Annotated in this window: 8 protein-coding genes; 2 read left to right on the top strand and 6 right to left on the bottom strand. The window is 36.8% G+C overall.

Features of this window, described 5'->3' with window-relative positions; all coding sequences use genetic code 11:
- The first annotated feature begins 199 nt into the window (after window positions 1-199).
- Together A4F88_RS05470 and mfd are read left to right on the top strand one after the other, a co-directional pair.
- Complete coding sequence (locus tag A4F88_RS05470; protein ID WP_068841554.1) at window positions 200-826, top strand: hypothetical protein; 627 nt, start codon at window positions 200-202, stop codon at window positions 824-826.
- Window positions 819-4184 (top strand): transcription-repair coupling factor, encoded by a 3366-nt coding sequence (mfd, locus tag A4F88_RS05465; RefSeq protein WP_068841553.1) that lies wholly within the window; start codon window positions 819-821, stop codon window positions 4182-4184. Before A4F88_RS05470 ends, mfd begins: the two co-directional genes overlap by 8 nt.
- Before the next feature lie 140 nt (window positions 4185-4324).
- On the opposite strand, the gene A4F88_RS25720 is transcribed toward mfd, so the two are convergent.
- The 6 genes from A4F88_RS25720 to A4F88_RS05435 all read right to left on the bottom strand — a co-directional run bounded on the left by A4F88_RS25720 (window position 4325) and on the right by A4F88_RS05435 (window position 17506).
- On the bottom strand, window positions 4325-7699 hold the full coding sequence (locus A4F88_RS25720) for an Ig-like domain-containing protein (protein ID WP_245179044.1): 3375 nt from the start codon (window positions 7697-7699) through the stop codon (window positions 4325-4327).
- Between the two features lie 243 nt (window positions 7700-7942).
- Window positions 7943-10120 carry a glycoside hydrolase family 97 protein gene (locus A4F88_RS05455; RefSeq protein ID WP_068841551.1) on the bottom strand — a complete coding sequence of 726 codons (2178 nt, stop codon included), beginning with the start codon at window positions 10118-10120 and terminating at the stop codon, window positions 7943-7945.
- Between the two features lie 49 nt (window positions 10121-10169).
- Window positions 10170-11549: an alpha-amylase family glycosyl hydrolase gene (locus A4F88_RS05450; protein WP_068842303.1), complete on the bottom strand. Its 1380-nt coding sequence runs from the start codon at window positions 11547-11549 to the stop codon at window positions 10170-10172.
- A gap of 107 nt (window positions 11550-11656) precedes the next feature.
- Window positions 11657-12766: a SusE domain-containing protein gene (locus A4F88_RS05445; RefSeq protein ID WP_068842302.1), complete on the bottom strand. Its 1110-nt coding sequence runs from the start codon at window positions 12764-12766 to the stop codon at window positions 11657-11659.
- A 13-nt stretch (window positions 12767-12779) separates the two neighbouring features.
- A complete protein-coding gene (locus A4F88_RS05440) occupies window positions 12780-14285 on the bottom strand; it encodes a RagB/SusD family nutrient uptake outer membrane protein (protein ID WP_068841550.1) in 1506 nt (501 codons plus the stop codon).
- A gap of 8 nt (window positions 14286-14293) precedes the next feature.
- Entirely contained in the window at window positions 14294-17506 is a 3213-nt protein-coding gene (locus A4F88_RS05435; RefSeq protein WP_245179042.1) for a TonB-dependent receptor, read from the bottom strand.
- Window positions 17507-17521: the final 15 nt, after the last annotated feature.

Raw genomic sequence — 17521 nt, 5'->3', positions numbered from 1 at the left:
ATAAAGATGCTTTTTTGGATTATTCTCGAATTGAAAATTAATTGTTCTCTTAGGCTTGCGATCTTCACGAATTTTTTTAAGTCAAAGATCTTAAAAATGATTCGCAAAAAAATAACCTTGATTTATAGAATCTTTAGCAAAAAACAGAATTCGTAATTGTAAATTTACTTTGTAACTTTGTAGCTTAATGTTTTACCAAATGAAATATAAAATATCTCTTTTTCTACTTTTTGTTTTTGTGTTGAATTCATGTCAAAATCAAGATGAAAAGCGTCGTGCTGAAAATGAAAAAGAAGCGAAAAAAAAGGAAATTATTTTTAATAATATCAATAAAGCCTGGGTATTTATTGACGAGCCAATTAATGAAATTTCAGAACAAAAAGTCAATTCCTGGAACGAATGGCGCGAATTTCTAAAAGAACTGGGAGATAAGCCAAGAAAGACGATTGGAGCTTTTCAGAAAAAGTCGACAGCAATCTCTAAAAAAGCTCTTGCCCTAAATAATAATATCCCTGCAGAGTTTAATATTCCTCAAGTTAGAAGCCGAATTTCTATTTTGATTACCAAAGTAAAAATGATGGATTTGTTTATTCATTTAAACCAGATTCCATCTGAAAAAGTAACATTTTTAATTGGAGAAATCAATAAAGAATTAGTGTCTCTGGAAAGACAAATGGATAATATTATTGTAAAAAGTAAAATTCCGAAAGAAGAAGGAGAAGAGGATTTCCTAAGAATGTTAGATACCACACGTGCAATTCCAAATTCGGGTTCGCCTCAGGTTCCAATACAAAAAACAGATCAAAACGCACCAAAAGTTGAGTAAGAACGCCTTATATACTACATACGATAATCTGCCAAAAGCCGAGCAGATTGCCAAAAGTTTACTGGAAGGAAATCAGGTAAAAATGAATATCAGCGGATTGTTGGGATCTGCTGTTTCTTTTGTAATACGTTCTGTTTTCAGGAAAACCGAACTGCCTTTTTTAATTGTTTTAGACAATAAAGAAGAAGCTGCTTATTATCTGAATGATTTAGAACAAATGATTGGCGAACAGGATGTATTGTTTTATCCCGCCTCATTTCGTCGTCCTTATCAGGTTGATGAAACAGACAATGCCAATGTTTTGCTTCGTGCTGAGGTTTTAAACCGAATTAATTCCAGGAAAAAGCCAGCTATAATTGTTACCTATCCGGAAGCACTTTTTGAGAAAGTAGTTACGCGCCAGCAATTAGATAAAAACACCTTAAAAGTTTCTTTAAACGATAAAATTTCGATCGATTTTATCAACGAAGTTTTATTTGAATACGAATTTAAAAGAGTCGATTTTATTACAGAACCCGGTGAATTTTCGGTTCGTGGAGGAATTGTCGATGTCTTTTCTTTCTCCAATGATCATCCGTACAGAATTGAATTCTTTGGAAATGAAGTGGACAGTATTCGTAGTTTTGATGTAGAAACACAGTTATCTGTCGAAACACACAAAAAGATCACGATTATCCCGAATGTCGAAAACAAGATTTTTCAGGAAAACCGCGAAAGTTTCTTAGATTATATTGCCGAGAAAACAGTACTGTTTATTCAAAATACCGACGGACTTTTTAGTCAGTTAGACAAACAATTTGCAAGGGCAGAAGAAGCTTTTGAAAAATTGTCAAAAGAAATAAAACACGCCGAACCGGAGCAATTATTCTTGAATCAAAGTTCGTTTATCAAACGTGCTTTAGATTTCTCGATTGTTGAATTGGCTTCAAAACCCATATTCAAAACCACTAAAAAATTCGAATTTCACATTCAGCCGCAACCATCTTTCAACAAACAATTTGATTTATTGCTGAATAATCTGAGTGACAATCATTTTAACGGATACAAGAATTATTTGTTCTGTTCGAATGAAACGCAGGCAAAACGTTTTCACGATATTTTTGAATCGTTGGATGAAGCCAATTCAGAAAATATTCGCAAGCAATATCATACTGTTGTGTTGCCTTTATATCAGGGTTTTATTGATGAAGAAAATCAAATAACGGCGTATACAGATCACCAGATTTTTGAGCGTTATCATAAATTCAACATCAAAAACGGCTATTCTAAAAAGCAGAATATTACGCTTAAGGAATTAACGGCACTTTCTGTTGGCGATTATGTAACACATATCGATCACGGAATTGGGAAGTTTGGCGGATTGCAGAAAATTCAGGTCGAAGGCAAAACGCAGGAAGCCATAAAACTGGTTTATGCTGATAATGATATTGTTTATGTAAGCATTCACTCGCTTCATAAAATTTCGAAATACAACGGAAAAGACGGAACACCTCCTAAAATCTACAAATTAGGATCGAACGCCTGGAAAGTTTTAAAACAAAAAACCAAAGCGCGTGTTAAACATATTGCGTTCAATTTGATTCAGTTGTATGCAAAACGTCGTTTAGAAAAAGGTTTCCAGTTTGCGCCTGACAGTTATTTACAAAACGAATTAGAAAGTTCGTTTATTTATGAAGATACACCGGATCAAACGAAATCAACACAAGAAGTAAAAGCCGATATGGAAAGCGATCGTCCAATGGATCGTTTGGTTTGTGGTGACGTTGGTTTTGGAAAAACAGAGGTTGCGATTCGCGCTGCTTTTAAAGCGGTTGACAATAGTAAACAAGTGGCCGTTTTAGTTCCGACTACTATTTTGGCTTATCAGCATTACAGAACTTTCTCAGAACGATTGAAAGATATGCCGGTTACAATTGGTTACTTGAACCGATTTAGAACGGCAAAACAAAAAACACAAACCTTAAAAGATTTAGCTGAAGGGAAATTGGATATCGTTATTGGAACGCATCAATTAGTTAACAAAAATGTAGTTTTTAAAGACTTAGGGTTATTGATTGTCGATGAAGAACAAAAGTTTGGAGTAAACGTAAAAGATAAATTAAAAACCATTGCTGCCAATGTTGATACGCTGACTTTGACAGCGACTCCAATTCCGAGAACGCTTCAGTTTTCGTTAATGGCAGCACGAGATTTATCTGTAATTACAACGCCTCCGCCAAATCGTTATCCTATTGAAACCAATGTGGTTGGCTTTAATGAAGAGATAATTCGTGATGCGATTTCGTATGAAATTCAGCGAAACGGACAGGTTTTCTTCATCAATAATAGAATCGAAAATATAAAAGAAGTGGCAGGAATGATTCAGCGTTTGGTTCCAAATGCAAGAGTCGGGATTGGACACGGACAAATGGATGGTGCCAAACTAGAGGAATTGATGTTAGGTTTCATGAACGGAGATTTTGATGTTTTGGTAGCAACCACCATTATCGAAAGTGGTCTTGACGTTCCAAACGCCAACACAATTTTTATCAATAATGCCAATAATTTTGGATTATCTGATTTACATCAAATGCGTGGTCGAGTAGGGCGAAGCAACAAAAAAGCATTCTGTTATTTCATCTGTCCGCCATATTCATCGATGACCGAAGATGCGAGAAAACGTATTCAGGCTTTGGAACAATTTAGCGAATTAGGAAGCGGATTTAATATTGCCATGAAAGACCTTGAAATTCGTGGTGCAGGAGATTTATTAGGAGGCGAACAAAGCGGTTTCATTAATGAAATTGGTTTTGATACGTACCAAAAAATTATGAACGAAGCTATCGAAGAATTAAAAGAAAACGAATTCAAAGATTTATATCCGGAAGAAAACAATATTGATACAAAAGAATATGTAAAAGACATTCAGATCGATGCTGATTTTGAGTTATTATTCCCGGATGAATACATCAATAATGTTTCAGAACGTTTGGTTTTATACAACGAATTGGGTGCTATAAAAGACGAAGCAGGTTTACAGGAATTCGAAAGAAAACTAATTGACCGTTTCGGACCTTTACCCAAACAGGCAACAGCATTGCTAAACAGCATCAGAATAAAATGGATTGCGACGAAAGTAGGAATCGAGAAATTAGTACTGAAACAAGGCAAAATGATTGGTTATTTCGTTTCAGATCAACAATCAGATTATTACCAATCGGTGAAGTTTAGAAATGTTTTAAATTTTGTTCAGAAGCACAGTAATCTTTGCAAAATGAAAGAAAAACAAACCGTAAACGGATTACGTTTGTTATTGACTTTTGAAAATGTTAAGTCCATAAAGCGAGCCCTTGAATTAATGGAATTGTTTGAGGAGTAGGATTGAGCTTAAAAAAATAGCCACGAATTCATGAATTAATTTGAGTTAAGATTTTGAAATAATTCGTGAGTTTGTAGGAAAAAATAAAAAATGGCGTATGAAAATCTCATACGCCATTTCATTTTTAATCTAAAACAGAATTATTTTACAATCAGTTTTTTAGTCACATTTAAAGCTGTAGAATTTATAGTTACAATATAAACTCCTGATGATAAATGATGATTAATTGGTCCTGAAGTTGAAAGTTTCTGAGTTAAAACCGTTCTTCCGTTTATATCAGAAATCGTAATTGTTGCGGTATCTCCGGATTCTAATTCTGGTAAGGATACATTAAACTGACTGTCTGTAGAAGGATTTGGATAAATAGCTACTACTTTTTCCGTTGCTATAGCTTCTTCAGTTTTAAGAGCAGATTTAGCAGTTAAACCAGAAATTGTTGTCGTTTCTAATTGCCATTGTGCACTGTACCAGCCGTCTTGAGAATTGCCATATTGTGCAAATCCGGTTTGGTTTTCTACATGAATAATATTTCCGGTTTGCCATCTGTTTCTAAGTCTTACCCAGGTTCCGTCAATATAATCGCTGGACCATTGTGCGCTCCAGAAAGTAGTATCGGTTATATTACATTGTACTGTTCCGGTTTGGCTTTCGATATTGATAAGTTCACCCGTAGCCACATTTTTAAGTACAAAATAAGTAGCATCGATAGCTATTTTTTGCCATTTGTAATTGTTGTTCGCAACGGTTGCCCCATAACCAACATTTGCTCCGGCATCAGATAAATAAGCGCCTGTCCATCTGTTTTTTATGGTATAATATGTTCCTGTTGCAGTTGAAACCGTTACAGTACAAGTGGCTGTTTTACTTCCATCAACAGTAGTTACTGTAATCGTAGCTGATCCGTTTGCTACAGCAGTGACCAATCCGGATGAATTTACAGTTGCTACAGCCGTATTGCCTGAACTATAGTTTACAGCTTTGTTTGTTGCATTTGCCGGGTTCACAGTTGGAGTTAATTGTTGTGTTCCGCCAACAGACAATGATGCCGAAGCTGGACTTAAACTAACACTGGTTACAGCCACATTTGTGGCATTTACAGTCACTGCGCAAGTCGCAGTTTTTGCTCCATCCTGAGTCGTAACAGTAATCGTTGCAGAACCTGCAGCTACAGCAGTTATTAATCCGGAACTATTTACAGTTGCTACAGCCGTATTGCTTGAACTATAAGTTACCGTTTTATTAGTTGCATTTGAAGGATTAACAGTTGGTGTTAATTGTTGTGTTGCACCAACTAATAAAGTGGCTGTTGTTGGAGATAAAGTAACTCCGGTAACAGCTACAACTGTTCCTGGATTCGAATCGTACCAGGTCGTATTCATATACCAGCCTGTTTTGTTTCGGGTTAAATCGGCAGTTTGGTTGGTACCGTCATTAAAAATTAAATTAGTTGATGTTACATTGGTAAACGTATAACTGTACCATCCATTTCCGGCATCGGTCATATTTACTCCCGGCCAGTTTACTGTTGCCAAAACTCCAGTTGGTAAAGCATTCCAATAATAGATTTTAATTCCGGTTCCCCAGTTTGATGGTTTATAGAAATATACCGTGAAATTGGTATTCGGATTTACTGTGATTGTAGCCGAACCCGTTTTGTTTCCGTCTTGTGTAGTGGCTGTAATTGTAGCTGTTCCTGCAGCAACCGCTGTTACAAGTCCGCTTGAATTTACTGTTGCAATAGTCGTATTGCCTGAACTCCAGGTTACATTTTTATTAGTCGCATTTGCAGGCGAAATTGTTGCTGTAAGCTGTTGTGTATTTCCTGCATACAAACTTGCTGTTGTTGGCGAAACCGCTACTGAAGCAACCGGAATTGCTGCAACCGTTATGGCAGAAGTTGCTGTTTTGTTTCCATCTGCAGTAGTAACCGTAATTGTTGTTGTTCCTGCAGCAACGGCAGTAACTAATCCTGATGCATTTACGGTTGCTACAGCTGTATTGCCCGATGTCCAGGTTACATTTTGGTTTGTGGCATTTAAAGGAGCAATTGTAGCATTAAGTTGCTGTGTAGATCCTAAACCAACTGTTGCTGTTGTTGGACTAACCGAAACTCCTGTAACTGCTACAACGGGAGCATTGGTATTGGTTAAAACCAAATATTCATAAGCAGCGAATGTTCTTGTCGCACCTGTTGTTAAAGTTACCGAAGCATTATTATTGTATGGATTTACATAAGTTCCTGCTAATGCTGCGGGAATAACATACGATTTTGAAGCATTTCTCAAATTCGACATTACAATAACTTTTTCTGTGCCCAATGTTTTAGTGAAAATACTAATATCATCATTGGCATACGTCGTCAAATCTCCACGTCTGATCGCTGCACTTGAAGTTCTGAAATTTAATATTTTGGCAAAATCCGCAGCAGCAGTTGGATTTTGAGACCAGTTGAATTTAAAGTTCGTCCAGGGCCAGTCTGTTTTTGGTTCGTAGTCAATTTCTTGTCCGCTCATTAAAAAAGGAACACCTCTCATATAGGCAGAGACTAAGAAATTAGCAACGATTCCGTTATGATTTTTGAATACTACAAATGGTCTTCTTACGCCATCATCATTTGTGTAAGTATCGTGGTTACCAGTGTATCTAACTACTTGCTGATTTCCGGTTGCTTTAGCATATTCGTAAGTAGTCTGATCCTGGATTCTTTGAGAAACCGGTCCTCCATTAGCAATATCATACAAACCGCTATGAAACCATCTGTCACCATAATTCATGTCGAAACCAACCTGAAAGTTTTCTTGTCGGTCTCCTTCAGCTAACATTAATAATTTATGAGAAGATATTCCTCGGAGGTTTGTATTAACTTCAGACCAAAAATCTAAAGGAGGATTATTAGCATAATCACAACGGTATCCGTCAATGTTTGCGGCTAAAATCCAGTAACGCATTGCATCTTTGATAGCAGCTCGTGTGGCTGAACTATTAAGATCAAGAGCAGCAATATCTGAAAAATTTCCGAGTTGTTGAATGGTAGTCCCGCTTCTCATATAATACTCCGGATGTGAATTAATCCAGACATTATCCCAGGAAGTTCCGTTGATGGCGATATCCAAAATAACTGCCATTCCGCGGCTATGAGCACCATCGACCAAAGTTCTTAAATCGGCAAGAGAACCATATTCTGATCCAACTGCTTTAAAATCTTTAATGCAATAAGGTGAAGCCGAACTTCGGGAATCTGTACCATGTGGGTAAATGGGCATTAAATAAATAACATTGGTACCAAGTGCTTTTATGTTATCTAATCGGGCGGTTACTCCGGCTAAATTTCCGTTGGCACTAAACGGACGAATATGTACCTGATACATGTTTACATCCCGCGTATCCGGTACATTGGCGAAAGGTGTGCCATACTGAGGCGGATCTTGTGCGTAAACTGAACTTGCAAATAATAACAGAAAACAGACTAGTGTTTTCGTAAACTGAAATAATCTAGTGGTAATGTTAATTTTCATAATTTTTGTTTTTTGCATGCTTGTCAGCATCTCTAACTAAAATTCATTCTCACTCGCATTGTTTTTTAAATTCGACAAACATTTTGTGGTTAATAGTTTTCAAGTAGTAAAATTTTTAATTTTTGCTCAGAAATGAGCATAAGTTTCCGCCACGAATTCACGAATTTTCAGAGTTAAGGGTTGTGTTTCTTAATCTAAAAATTGTAAATAATTCGTGAATTCGTGGCAAAAGACTTAGTTAATCTATAACTTTTTCAATCCCTTTAATTCTGTAACATTTCCTTCTTTAATACTAATGGCAACACCGCCGCCAAGAGCTAAATACTGTTTTAAAATTGTTTTTGAGGTTATAACAACTTTAGTCACGGTATATTTTTGTGGATTTTCATTCCAATTGGCGCCTTTGGCATCAGCATAAATGGTGGCGATGAATTTTTTTCCGGCAGGTAAATAATCAAATGTAATGTTGGCAGTTCTGGAATTTTCATCAGTAATTCCGCCAATAAACCATTCGTCTTTTCCTTTTGCTTTACGCGCAATTGTGATATAATCTCCCGGCTCGGCTTCCAGAACATAACTGTTGTCCCAATCTACAGCTACATCTTTAATGAACTGAAATGCATCTGGGAAGCGCTCATAATTTCCCGGAATATCTGCTGCCATTTGCAACGGACTGTACATCGTAACATAATAAGCCAATTGTTTTACCAAAGTAGTGTTGACACGTTGTGAACTTCCCGTTCCATAATACGAAAGATCAGTCTGGAAAATCCCCGGAGTATAATCCATTGGTCCACCCATTAAGCGGGTAAATGGTAAAATCGTAGTATGATCCGGCGCTAAACCTCCCATCGATTCAAACTCAGTTCCGCGTGCAGATTCCTGTGCAATCCAGTTAGGAAAAGTTCTGTTTAAACCCGTTGGACGAACGGCTTCGTGACTGTCAATCATGATTTTATAATCGGCAGCACGTTTGGCTACATTAATATAATGATTCACCATCCATTGTCCGTCATGGTGTTCGCCACGCGGAATAATTTTGCCAACATAACCTGTTTTTACAGCATCATAACCGTTGTCATTCATAAACTGAAAAGCTCTGTCTAAACGACGTTCATAATTAGTTGCCGATCCTGAAGTTTCATGGTGCATGATAATTTTTACCCCTTTTGAAGCAGCATATTCATGAACTGCTTTTACATCAAAATCCGGATAGGCGGTTACGTAATCAAAAACTTCCTCTTTCCAGTTGTTGATCCAGTCTTCCCAACCAATGTTCCAGCCTTCGATCAGGATGGCATCAAAACCATTTTTAGCAGCAAAATCAATATATTCTTTTGCACGTTCTGTTGTGGCTCCGTGTTTTCCGTTTGGTGTAAGTTTAGTGAAATCATCCGTTAATTTTACGTTTGTTTCTTTTCCAAAAGCCCAGGTACTTTTTCCGGCTACAAAATATTCCCACCAAATTCCGATGTATTTTACCGGTTTAATCCAGGAAACATCTTTGTAACTTGTTGGTTCGTTAAGGTTTAAAATTAATTTGGAAGCTAGAATATCTGTTGCTTTATCACTTACTACAATAGTTCTCCAGGGCGATTGTGCATCAGTTTGCATATAACCTTTTGCGCCAACAGCATCCGGGGCTAAATGACTAATCATTTTATTGTTTACAGCATCAACTTCAAGGTACATTGCCGGATAATTGATTAATCCTGCTTCATGAATGTTGATGTACAAACCATCATCAGATTTCATCATAGATGGCGTTTGCACGGATAATGCAGCAATAGGCCATTGCGAATTGATTTCGATCGTCGCTTTTTTCATTAGCGAAGGAATCTCTGAAATTTTTGATGTTGTATATGCATATTCATTGGTATCATAATCTCCCGGAATCCAGAAGATTTTATGATTTCCAGCGAGATTAAATTGAGAACGTTCTTCCTTAATGACAAAATAATTTAAATCATTTTGCTTTGGAAATTCATATCTAAAACCTAATCCGTCGTTGAATAAACGAAAACGAATGCGAATGTATCTGTTGTTGTTTTTTGCTTGCGCTAAAGTGACAACCAATTCGTTGTAATGGTTGCGAATTGTTTTTTCTTCACCTAAAACCGGATTCCAATTTTCATCAACAGAAGATTGTGCTGTATTTGTGATGGTAAAACCATCCATAAACGAAGGCAAATTTTGAAGTTCTAAACCCAAAGAACTTGGTTTTATAACTGCTTTTTGTTTGTATGATAATTGGTAAAACGGGATGCCGCCTTCTTTTAATTCAAATTTTAAAGAAAGATTTTTATCAGGTGAAGTTATTTCCTGCGCCTGAATCCATAATGAATTGGCACAAATAAAAAGAAACAACGCTATTTTTTTGCTACGAATCTGAAGCAATAATTTTTGGGATTGAAAATTCATGTTATTTAGTTTTTTGCAAACCTAATTTTGTTTTAAAGTTGGCCTGGTATTAGTTTTTCAATACAACATATTGAAAAGGAAGCAATGTGATTTCACTCCCAAGGGTTACAGCAGTTCCTGTAAAGGCATCTTTCCATGTTGCTTTTAGTGCAGGAGCAACCAAATATTTTACAGAACTGTTAGTTAAATTAGAAAGCACCAAAACTTTTTCGGCATCTTTTATCATCGTAAAAGCGCTTACAGCATCACTACTATAGCCTGTATAAATTCCTTTTTTTATAGCAGTACTGGTGTTTCTAAAAGCAATGATCTTTTTATATTCTGCTAACATTGAAGCATCAGCAGTTGACCAGTCGATAGGAGTTTTTGCAAAATAATTGAGTCTTTTGTCATACCCAATTTCTTGTCCGTTGTAAATCATCGGAACTGATTTTAGATAAGCAGCTACAACAAAAGTGGCTATGGATCCTTTTTTACCTCCAAAAAGCTCCAGTGGCGTTCCGTCTGTCAGGTTTACATCATGGTTAGTAGTATATCTTACAATTCTGTTTTCTTCATTATAATTGTTAGCATATTCTGTTGTATTAGAATCCTGAATTGTGGTTGCAGGCTTACTTTCTTTAAATACTTTTTCTAAAGTACTGAAGAAATTGAATCCAAAAGTATAATCGAAACCGGAAGCGAAATGATTGACTTTTGATCCTTCTGCTAACATTAAAATAGTTTGATTTTTTTTGATGCTTCTTAATTTTGTAATGGCTTCTGACCAGAAAGTTTGTGGTACAAAATCAGCATAATCACATCTAAAACCATCAATGTTGGCATTGTAAACCCAATAGGACATGGCATCGATCATAGCTGCTTTCATTTCGGAATTATTAAAATCCAGTTGCGCTACATCATTGTAATTGGTTCCCGGCGGAATTATGATATTTCCTTTCTCATCTTTTTGATACCAGTTTGGATGCTGTGTAATCCAGGCATTATCCCAGGCGGTGTGATTGGCAACCCAGTCCAGAACTACAGCCATATTTTTTTTGTGCGCTTCTTCAACCAAAACCTGAAGATCCTGTAAAGTCCCGAAATCAGGATTTACAGCTTTGTAATCCTGAACAGCATAAGGCGAACCTAATTCTCCCGAAGCTTTTACTTTTCCAACAGGATAAACAGGCATTAAGTAAATTACATTAGTGCCCAGTTCCTGAATTTGGGTTAATCTGTCCTGAACACCTTTTAAGGTTCCTGCCTGGCTAAAAGCCCGAATGTTTACCTGATAAATGATAGCGTCTTCCTTTTTAGGCATTTTTTCGAATGCTGTTCCGTATTGTGTATAAGGAGAAGGCGGAGTTGAATCGCTATCAGATGAACTACACGAGATAAAAGCCAGTGCCAGTATCAAAGCATAAACGATTTTTATATTTGATTTCATATTTTTTGAATTTGGTTTCAATAAAGTCCGGAGTTTAAGATAGCCTGCCTTTCGCTCAAAAAAGGCAGGTATCACTCAAACTAATCTAGCTTTATTATAATGTTAGATTATTTTTTAACGATAGTACAAGTTGCAGTTGCAGGATAACCTGTAGTTGCAGGATCTGTTTCGTTTATGGTAAAGGTTACTTCGTAAGTTCCCGCTTCGTTAATAGTATAGGCATTGCCATTATCTTTATTAATGGTGTTGGTTGAAGCATCTGCAGGACCATAGTTTACATCCCATTTATCATCTAACCTGAATTTTAGTGCTCCGGGTAATAAATTGGCAGTCACTTTCCAGGTTTTGGCCTGATGATCATAAGACATTGGTACAGAGTGGTTCCATCCGTAATTGGCGTCAGTGGCAGTTTGGTCTGCTGTTGCTGTTGCAGGTCCAACAATTCCCCATGCATAAGGTGTAAAACTCCATTTTGAAGTGTTTAAGTTTACTTTGATTTGATAAGAACCTGAACCCGGAAGAGAAAAATCAGTATCACTCATGTTTTTCAGATCTGTATTGGTGTCTCCGGCGCCGTAAAATTGTGCCCAGTTTCTTGCTGTATTCAATTTAAATCCAGGGCCAGCTCCAACGGCAACAGTCATATAACCCTGATAAATGCCTTTTTGAATGGCAGTTAATGCTGCAGCAGTTTCGATTGCCCAGCCCTGATAACTTCCCGGCATATAAATTTCGCCAAAAACAACACTTTTTTCGTAAGGTGTAACCGTTAATGTAACTGGATCTGAATATATTTTTCGATCCATGGCTGCTTCTACACGAACAACCAGTTTTCCAGCAACATTTGGTTCAAGACCTAAGTCTGTGGCGATCTTGTTTAAATCTCTTTCGATGAATGATTTGCTTAAAACATCGGAACCAACTTCAATTCTTTTGGCTTTTTGCCAGGCATTAGCACCGCTTGTGTCGCCAATTAAATCAAATTGTATGGCATAAGTAACAGGTGCAGCGATAGGAAATGTGACTTGTGGCCAGGAAATAAGTAAAGCAGTATTATCTGCAGTATCTTCTGTTAACACTAATGAGCTGGAAGAAACCTGAATGGCAGAAGGAAAACTTACTGCTTTTAAAGTCGTTAATTCGGCTTCACTGTCACAGGAAGCGCCCAGGGCAAGCAAACCTCCTAATAGAATTAATTTATGGATATATTTTTTCATGATAGTTTTGTTTTTAGTAACCTGGATTTTGTTTAAGTCCACGATTAGCATCTAATGCAGATGTTGGAATTGGGAACAATTTTCGGTATGCAGGAGATGCCGGTCTGAATTCGTTTGCCAATAAAAATTTGTCAAAACGAATCATGTCCTGTCTTCTGTGACCTTCCCAGTTTAATTCGAATCCTCTTTCGTTATATATATCATCAAGTGTTGGATTTGCCGCTAACGGATTCAAACCTGCACGTTGCCTGATTTGATCTACCAAAGGTTTTGCAGCACCAGGGTTTCCTAAACGAACATTACATTCTGCCGTCATTAAAATAACATCAGCATATCTGAAAATAGGGAAGTCGTTTGAAGCTCCTCCGCCGGTTTTTGCTCCTGCCGGATAGAATTTAACATTACGAACTCCCGCTTGCGGATCAGCTCCAGGATTGTCTAAAGAAGCAACATCAAGCGTATAGTTAAATCCTCCTGGTTGTTCACCAAATAAAAATTGTTTTCTGCGGACATCATTTGCATCATATTTCAGGAAAAAATCTTTTGGAACAATAGTACCGTTCCATCCACTAAATCCAAATAAAAGCTGTGCATGAGGTCCGTATAAACTACGAACAGCATATACATTACGGGAAACAACATCGATAGTGGCCGAAATAGGAAGAATAGTTTCATCGTCAGGAAGTACATCTCCAAACAATTCGTAATATTTATTTCCTAATGGACTTGAAGCATTTGCTGCTCCGGAATGTAGTGTAAAACCACCTTCGCTAACTTTGTTACAAGCCGCCAGACATTCATTCCATTTTGCTTCTCCGGTATATACCTGAGCATTCAGGTACACTTTTGCCAGTAAAGTATAACCAGCCCATTTATTGAATCTTCCGTAATAATTTCCTCCTTTTGTTCCGGAAAGTAATTCTACATTTTCGGTTAATTCTTTTACAATAAAAGTATAGACTTCTTTACGACTTGATTGCGGGATTTTATCTACGGTAATATTGTTATCCGTAAAAAACGGAACGTCTCCAAAATCATCAATCAATAAATAATAGAAAAAAGCACGTAATACTTTAGCTTCGGCAATTTTTGTCGCTTCGGCATTTGATTTCTCTAATAAGCTAACGGCTAAATTGGCATTGAAGATCGATTTGTACAACCAGTTCCAGGTGTTGTTAATAATAAAATCAGTTGGTAACCACTCGTGTTTGTGCAAACGGGCAAAATCTTGCTGCCAGTCTCCGGTATTTCTATGCGGAATTACCTGTTCGTCAGACGACATGCAATTCATATCATACCAGCCATTGTCTGCTCCCGCATAACCTACACCCGGTACATTGTTACGTTGAAAGTCACCGGGAATTTCGGCATAAACACTGGCAAGAGCAATATTAGCTCCTTCAGGAGTGCCATAAAAATCATCGGCAGGGTATTTGTCGTACACATTTTCGCTGATATCTGTACATCCAAAAAGCGATAGAAAACATACGCTTGCTATCAATATATTTTTAATTTTCATCTCTTTTACTATTTAAATTTTACAGTCAAACCAAATGCAACGCTTCTGGTACGTGGATAAATTCCTTTATCGCCACCAAAGTTATCGGCAGGGTCGCCACTTCCACTGATATTCAATTCAGGATCAATACCTGTATAATTTGTAATCAGCAGTAAATTGTTTCCTGTAAGTGAAAGTCGAACAGAGTCTACATATTTATCCGTAAAACGGAAAGTATATCCGGCAGTAAGATTTTCTAAACGTACAAATGAACCGTCTTCAAGCCATAAATCAGATCCGTATGGCGAAGTATAAATTCCTGTATCCAGGGCACTTTCTAAAACGTTCGATTTACCAATATTTTCCAATCGGCTTAAGTTAGAGCGTAATCCATTGTAGATTTTGTTTCCTCCTGAACCTCTTACTAACATCGAAGCATCGAAATTTTTATATCTGTAAGAAGGATTAAATGCAAAGGTGTAAGTTGGTAATGCTGAACCTGCATAATAACGATCCGGACTTTTAACTCCCTGATCAATAATTCCGTTTCCATCACGATCTTTTACCGTTTCAACATTGTTTTCGTTTTTTCCGGTATGTTCCAGGATATAAAATGCTCCAACCGGTTTTCCTTGTACCAGATAAGAGTTTAAAGCTCCCCAGCCTACATAATCAGTGTTTAGAGGAACTCCATTAATGCTTCCGCTTAAATTTAGCACTTCATTTTTCATGAAGGATGCGTTTCCTGCCAAGGTAAGTGTACTGTTATCTGTTTTAATAACATCATAAGCCAGAGCCACTTCTATACCTTTGTTTGAAATACTTCCTACGTTGGCTTTAATTTGGTTATAAGGATATGGTGGCTGAGGTACTGTATAATTAAATAACAGATTTTCGGTTTTAGAAGAATAAACATCAACACTACCTCTTAATCTATTGTTTAAAAGGGCAAAATCAAGACCAATATTGGTTTGTTTTTTAGTTTCCCATTTCAAATCAGCGTTTGCATTTTGAGTAATATTGAAATTGGTAATAGGCATTCCTCCAAAATAAGTTGTTCCGGCACCACCTACTAATGATAGTGAAGTTTGCGGATAAAGCCCTTGCTGATTTCCGGTTTCTCCATATCCAACACGCAACTTCAGTTCATTAAATAAAGCCTGATTTTTCATGAAAGATTCGTTGTTGATCTGCCACGCCACAGACGCTGACGGGAAATTACCCCATTTGTTATTTGCGCCAAATACAGATGAGCCATCACGACGGATACTTGCTGTAACTAAATAACGATCTAATAAAGAGTAATTTACTCTTCCTAAATACGAAACTAAAGTTCTGTCATTTTTATAAGAAGAAATATCGTTAGACTGTACTTTTGAAAAATCACCAAACTGCAATGCATTATAAGTCGTTTTATCATTAATAAAACCTCTAGTTTGTGCATAATTTCCCTGATAGGTTTGATTTTGCCATTCGTATAAAGCTAAAGCGTTGATGCTGTGAATTCCAAAAGTTTTCTTGTAGGTAAGACTAACATTCGTTAGTTTTTCATTTTGTCTTTCGTTTTTGATATTTGCATATCCTTTCTGATCAATTGCCATAGCATCTGTTGATTCTGCCGGAAGAAAATATCCAATTGTTTTATTGGTTTTTCTCCAGCTTCCAAACCAGCCTGCGGTTAAACCTTTAGCTAAATCTAAGTCGGCTTTTAAACTCCCGAATAAATTATCGTTTTGAGTTTCATAAGTAACCGTTTGTGCCACAGCATACGGATTTAAATATTGAAATACAGTTGGATCTGTATAGTAGCTTCCGTCAGTATTAAAAACAGGATCTGTTGGTCTTGCCAATAATGAATTGGTAATTAGGTTTGATTTATAAGAAACCGACCCAATATCTCCAATACTGTTTGTTACATTGTTTACTCCTGTATTTAAGTTAAAAGTTAATTTTAATTTGTCGTCAAGAGCCAGTTGTGTTGCCTGAATACGGCCAATATATTTTTGATTGCTGGAATTAATTACCACTCCGTCTTGTAAAATGGCTGTTAAAGAAGCTCTGTAATTAAATTTATCAGTTCCGCCACCAAAAGAAAGTGTATGGGTTTGTGTAATACCGGTTTGAGTTAAAAGATTGTACCAGTCTGTGCTTGAACCATGATTTGCAGAAGCCGGAACACCAACACTTTGAGCTGTTTGCCACCATTGGTCAGCATTTAACATATCTAATTTTTTTGGAATAAAATCGATAGAAGTAGAGCCAATATATTCCAGAGTAGTTTTTCCTGCTTTATTTTTTTTAGTAGTAATGATAATAACACCAGGTGCACCTCTCGAACCATAAACTGCAGTAGCAGATGCATCTTTTAAAACATCAACACTTTCAATTTCGCTTGGCGGAACCTGATTTAATAAATCCATGTTTCCCTGAATTCCGTCTACTACTACCAATGGATCATTTCCGCCAATTAAAGAAGAAATACCACGAATACGAACACTTGGACCTGAACCTGGTTCACTGCCAATTTGAGTGATGTTTACACCTGCAGCTTTACCTGAAATTAATTGCAAAGGATTTACAATAGCGCCCTGATTCATATCTTTTGCCGCAATTGAAGAAACGGCTCCGGTAACGTCTTTTCTAACGGTAGAACCATAACCTACTACAACTATCTCCTGCAAATCTGTAGCATCAGGAATAAGCTGAATGTTTATGATACTTTGGTTTGCTACTACTTTCTTTTCTTTATAACCAACAAAGGATACAATGATAACAGAAGAAGCACTCTCTACGGTAAGTTTATATTTTCCGTCAAAATCAGTTACCATTCCGTTTTTAGTACCTTCTTCAAGAACCGAAGCTCCGGGCAAAGGCAAACCGTTTTCATCTGTAATGATTCCGGAAACCGTTTGTTTTTGATAGGGAATGTTTTGTGTTTTTAGTTCCGGTTTTTTTAAAATAATCTGAGTATCACGAATTTTAAATTCGGTCGAAGTGCCTTTAAAAAGCTTGTCTAAAACAACATTAATTGGCTGATCTTTTACCGTAATAGAAATCGTTCGGTCTAAGTCGATATCATTCAGTTTGTAAATAAACCTGAAATCCGTTTTCTGTTCTATGGTCTCAAGAACCTTTTCGATTGTTGAATTGTTTAATTCAAGAGTAACTTTTGTTTTTTGGGCATAAGTATTCCCTCTAATGTTAAACATGGCGACCAAAATAAGTAGTGTAGTTAGTTTCAATTTTAGGTCATTTTG

This window comes from Flavobacterium chilense (genome assembly GCF_001602525.1).
GTDB lineage: Bacteria > Bacteroidota > Bacteroidia > Flavobacteriales > Flavobacteriaceae > Flavobacterium > Flavobacterium chilense.
The sequence above is the reverse complement of the archived record's forward strand: the minus strand, read 5'-3'. Positions and strand labels throughout refer to the sequence as shown.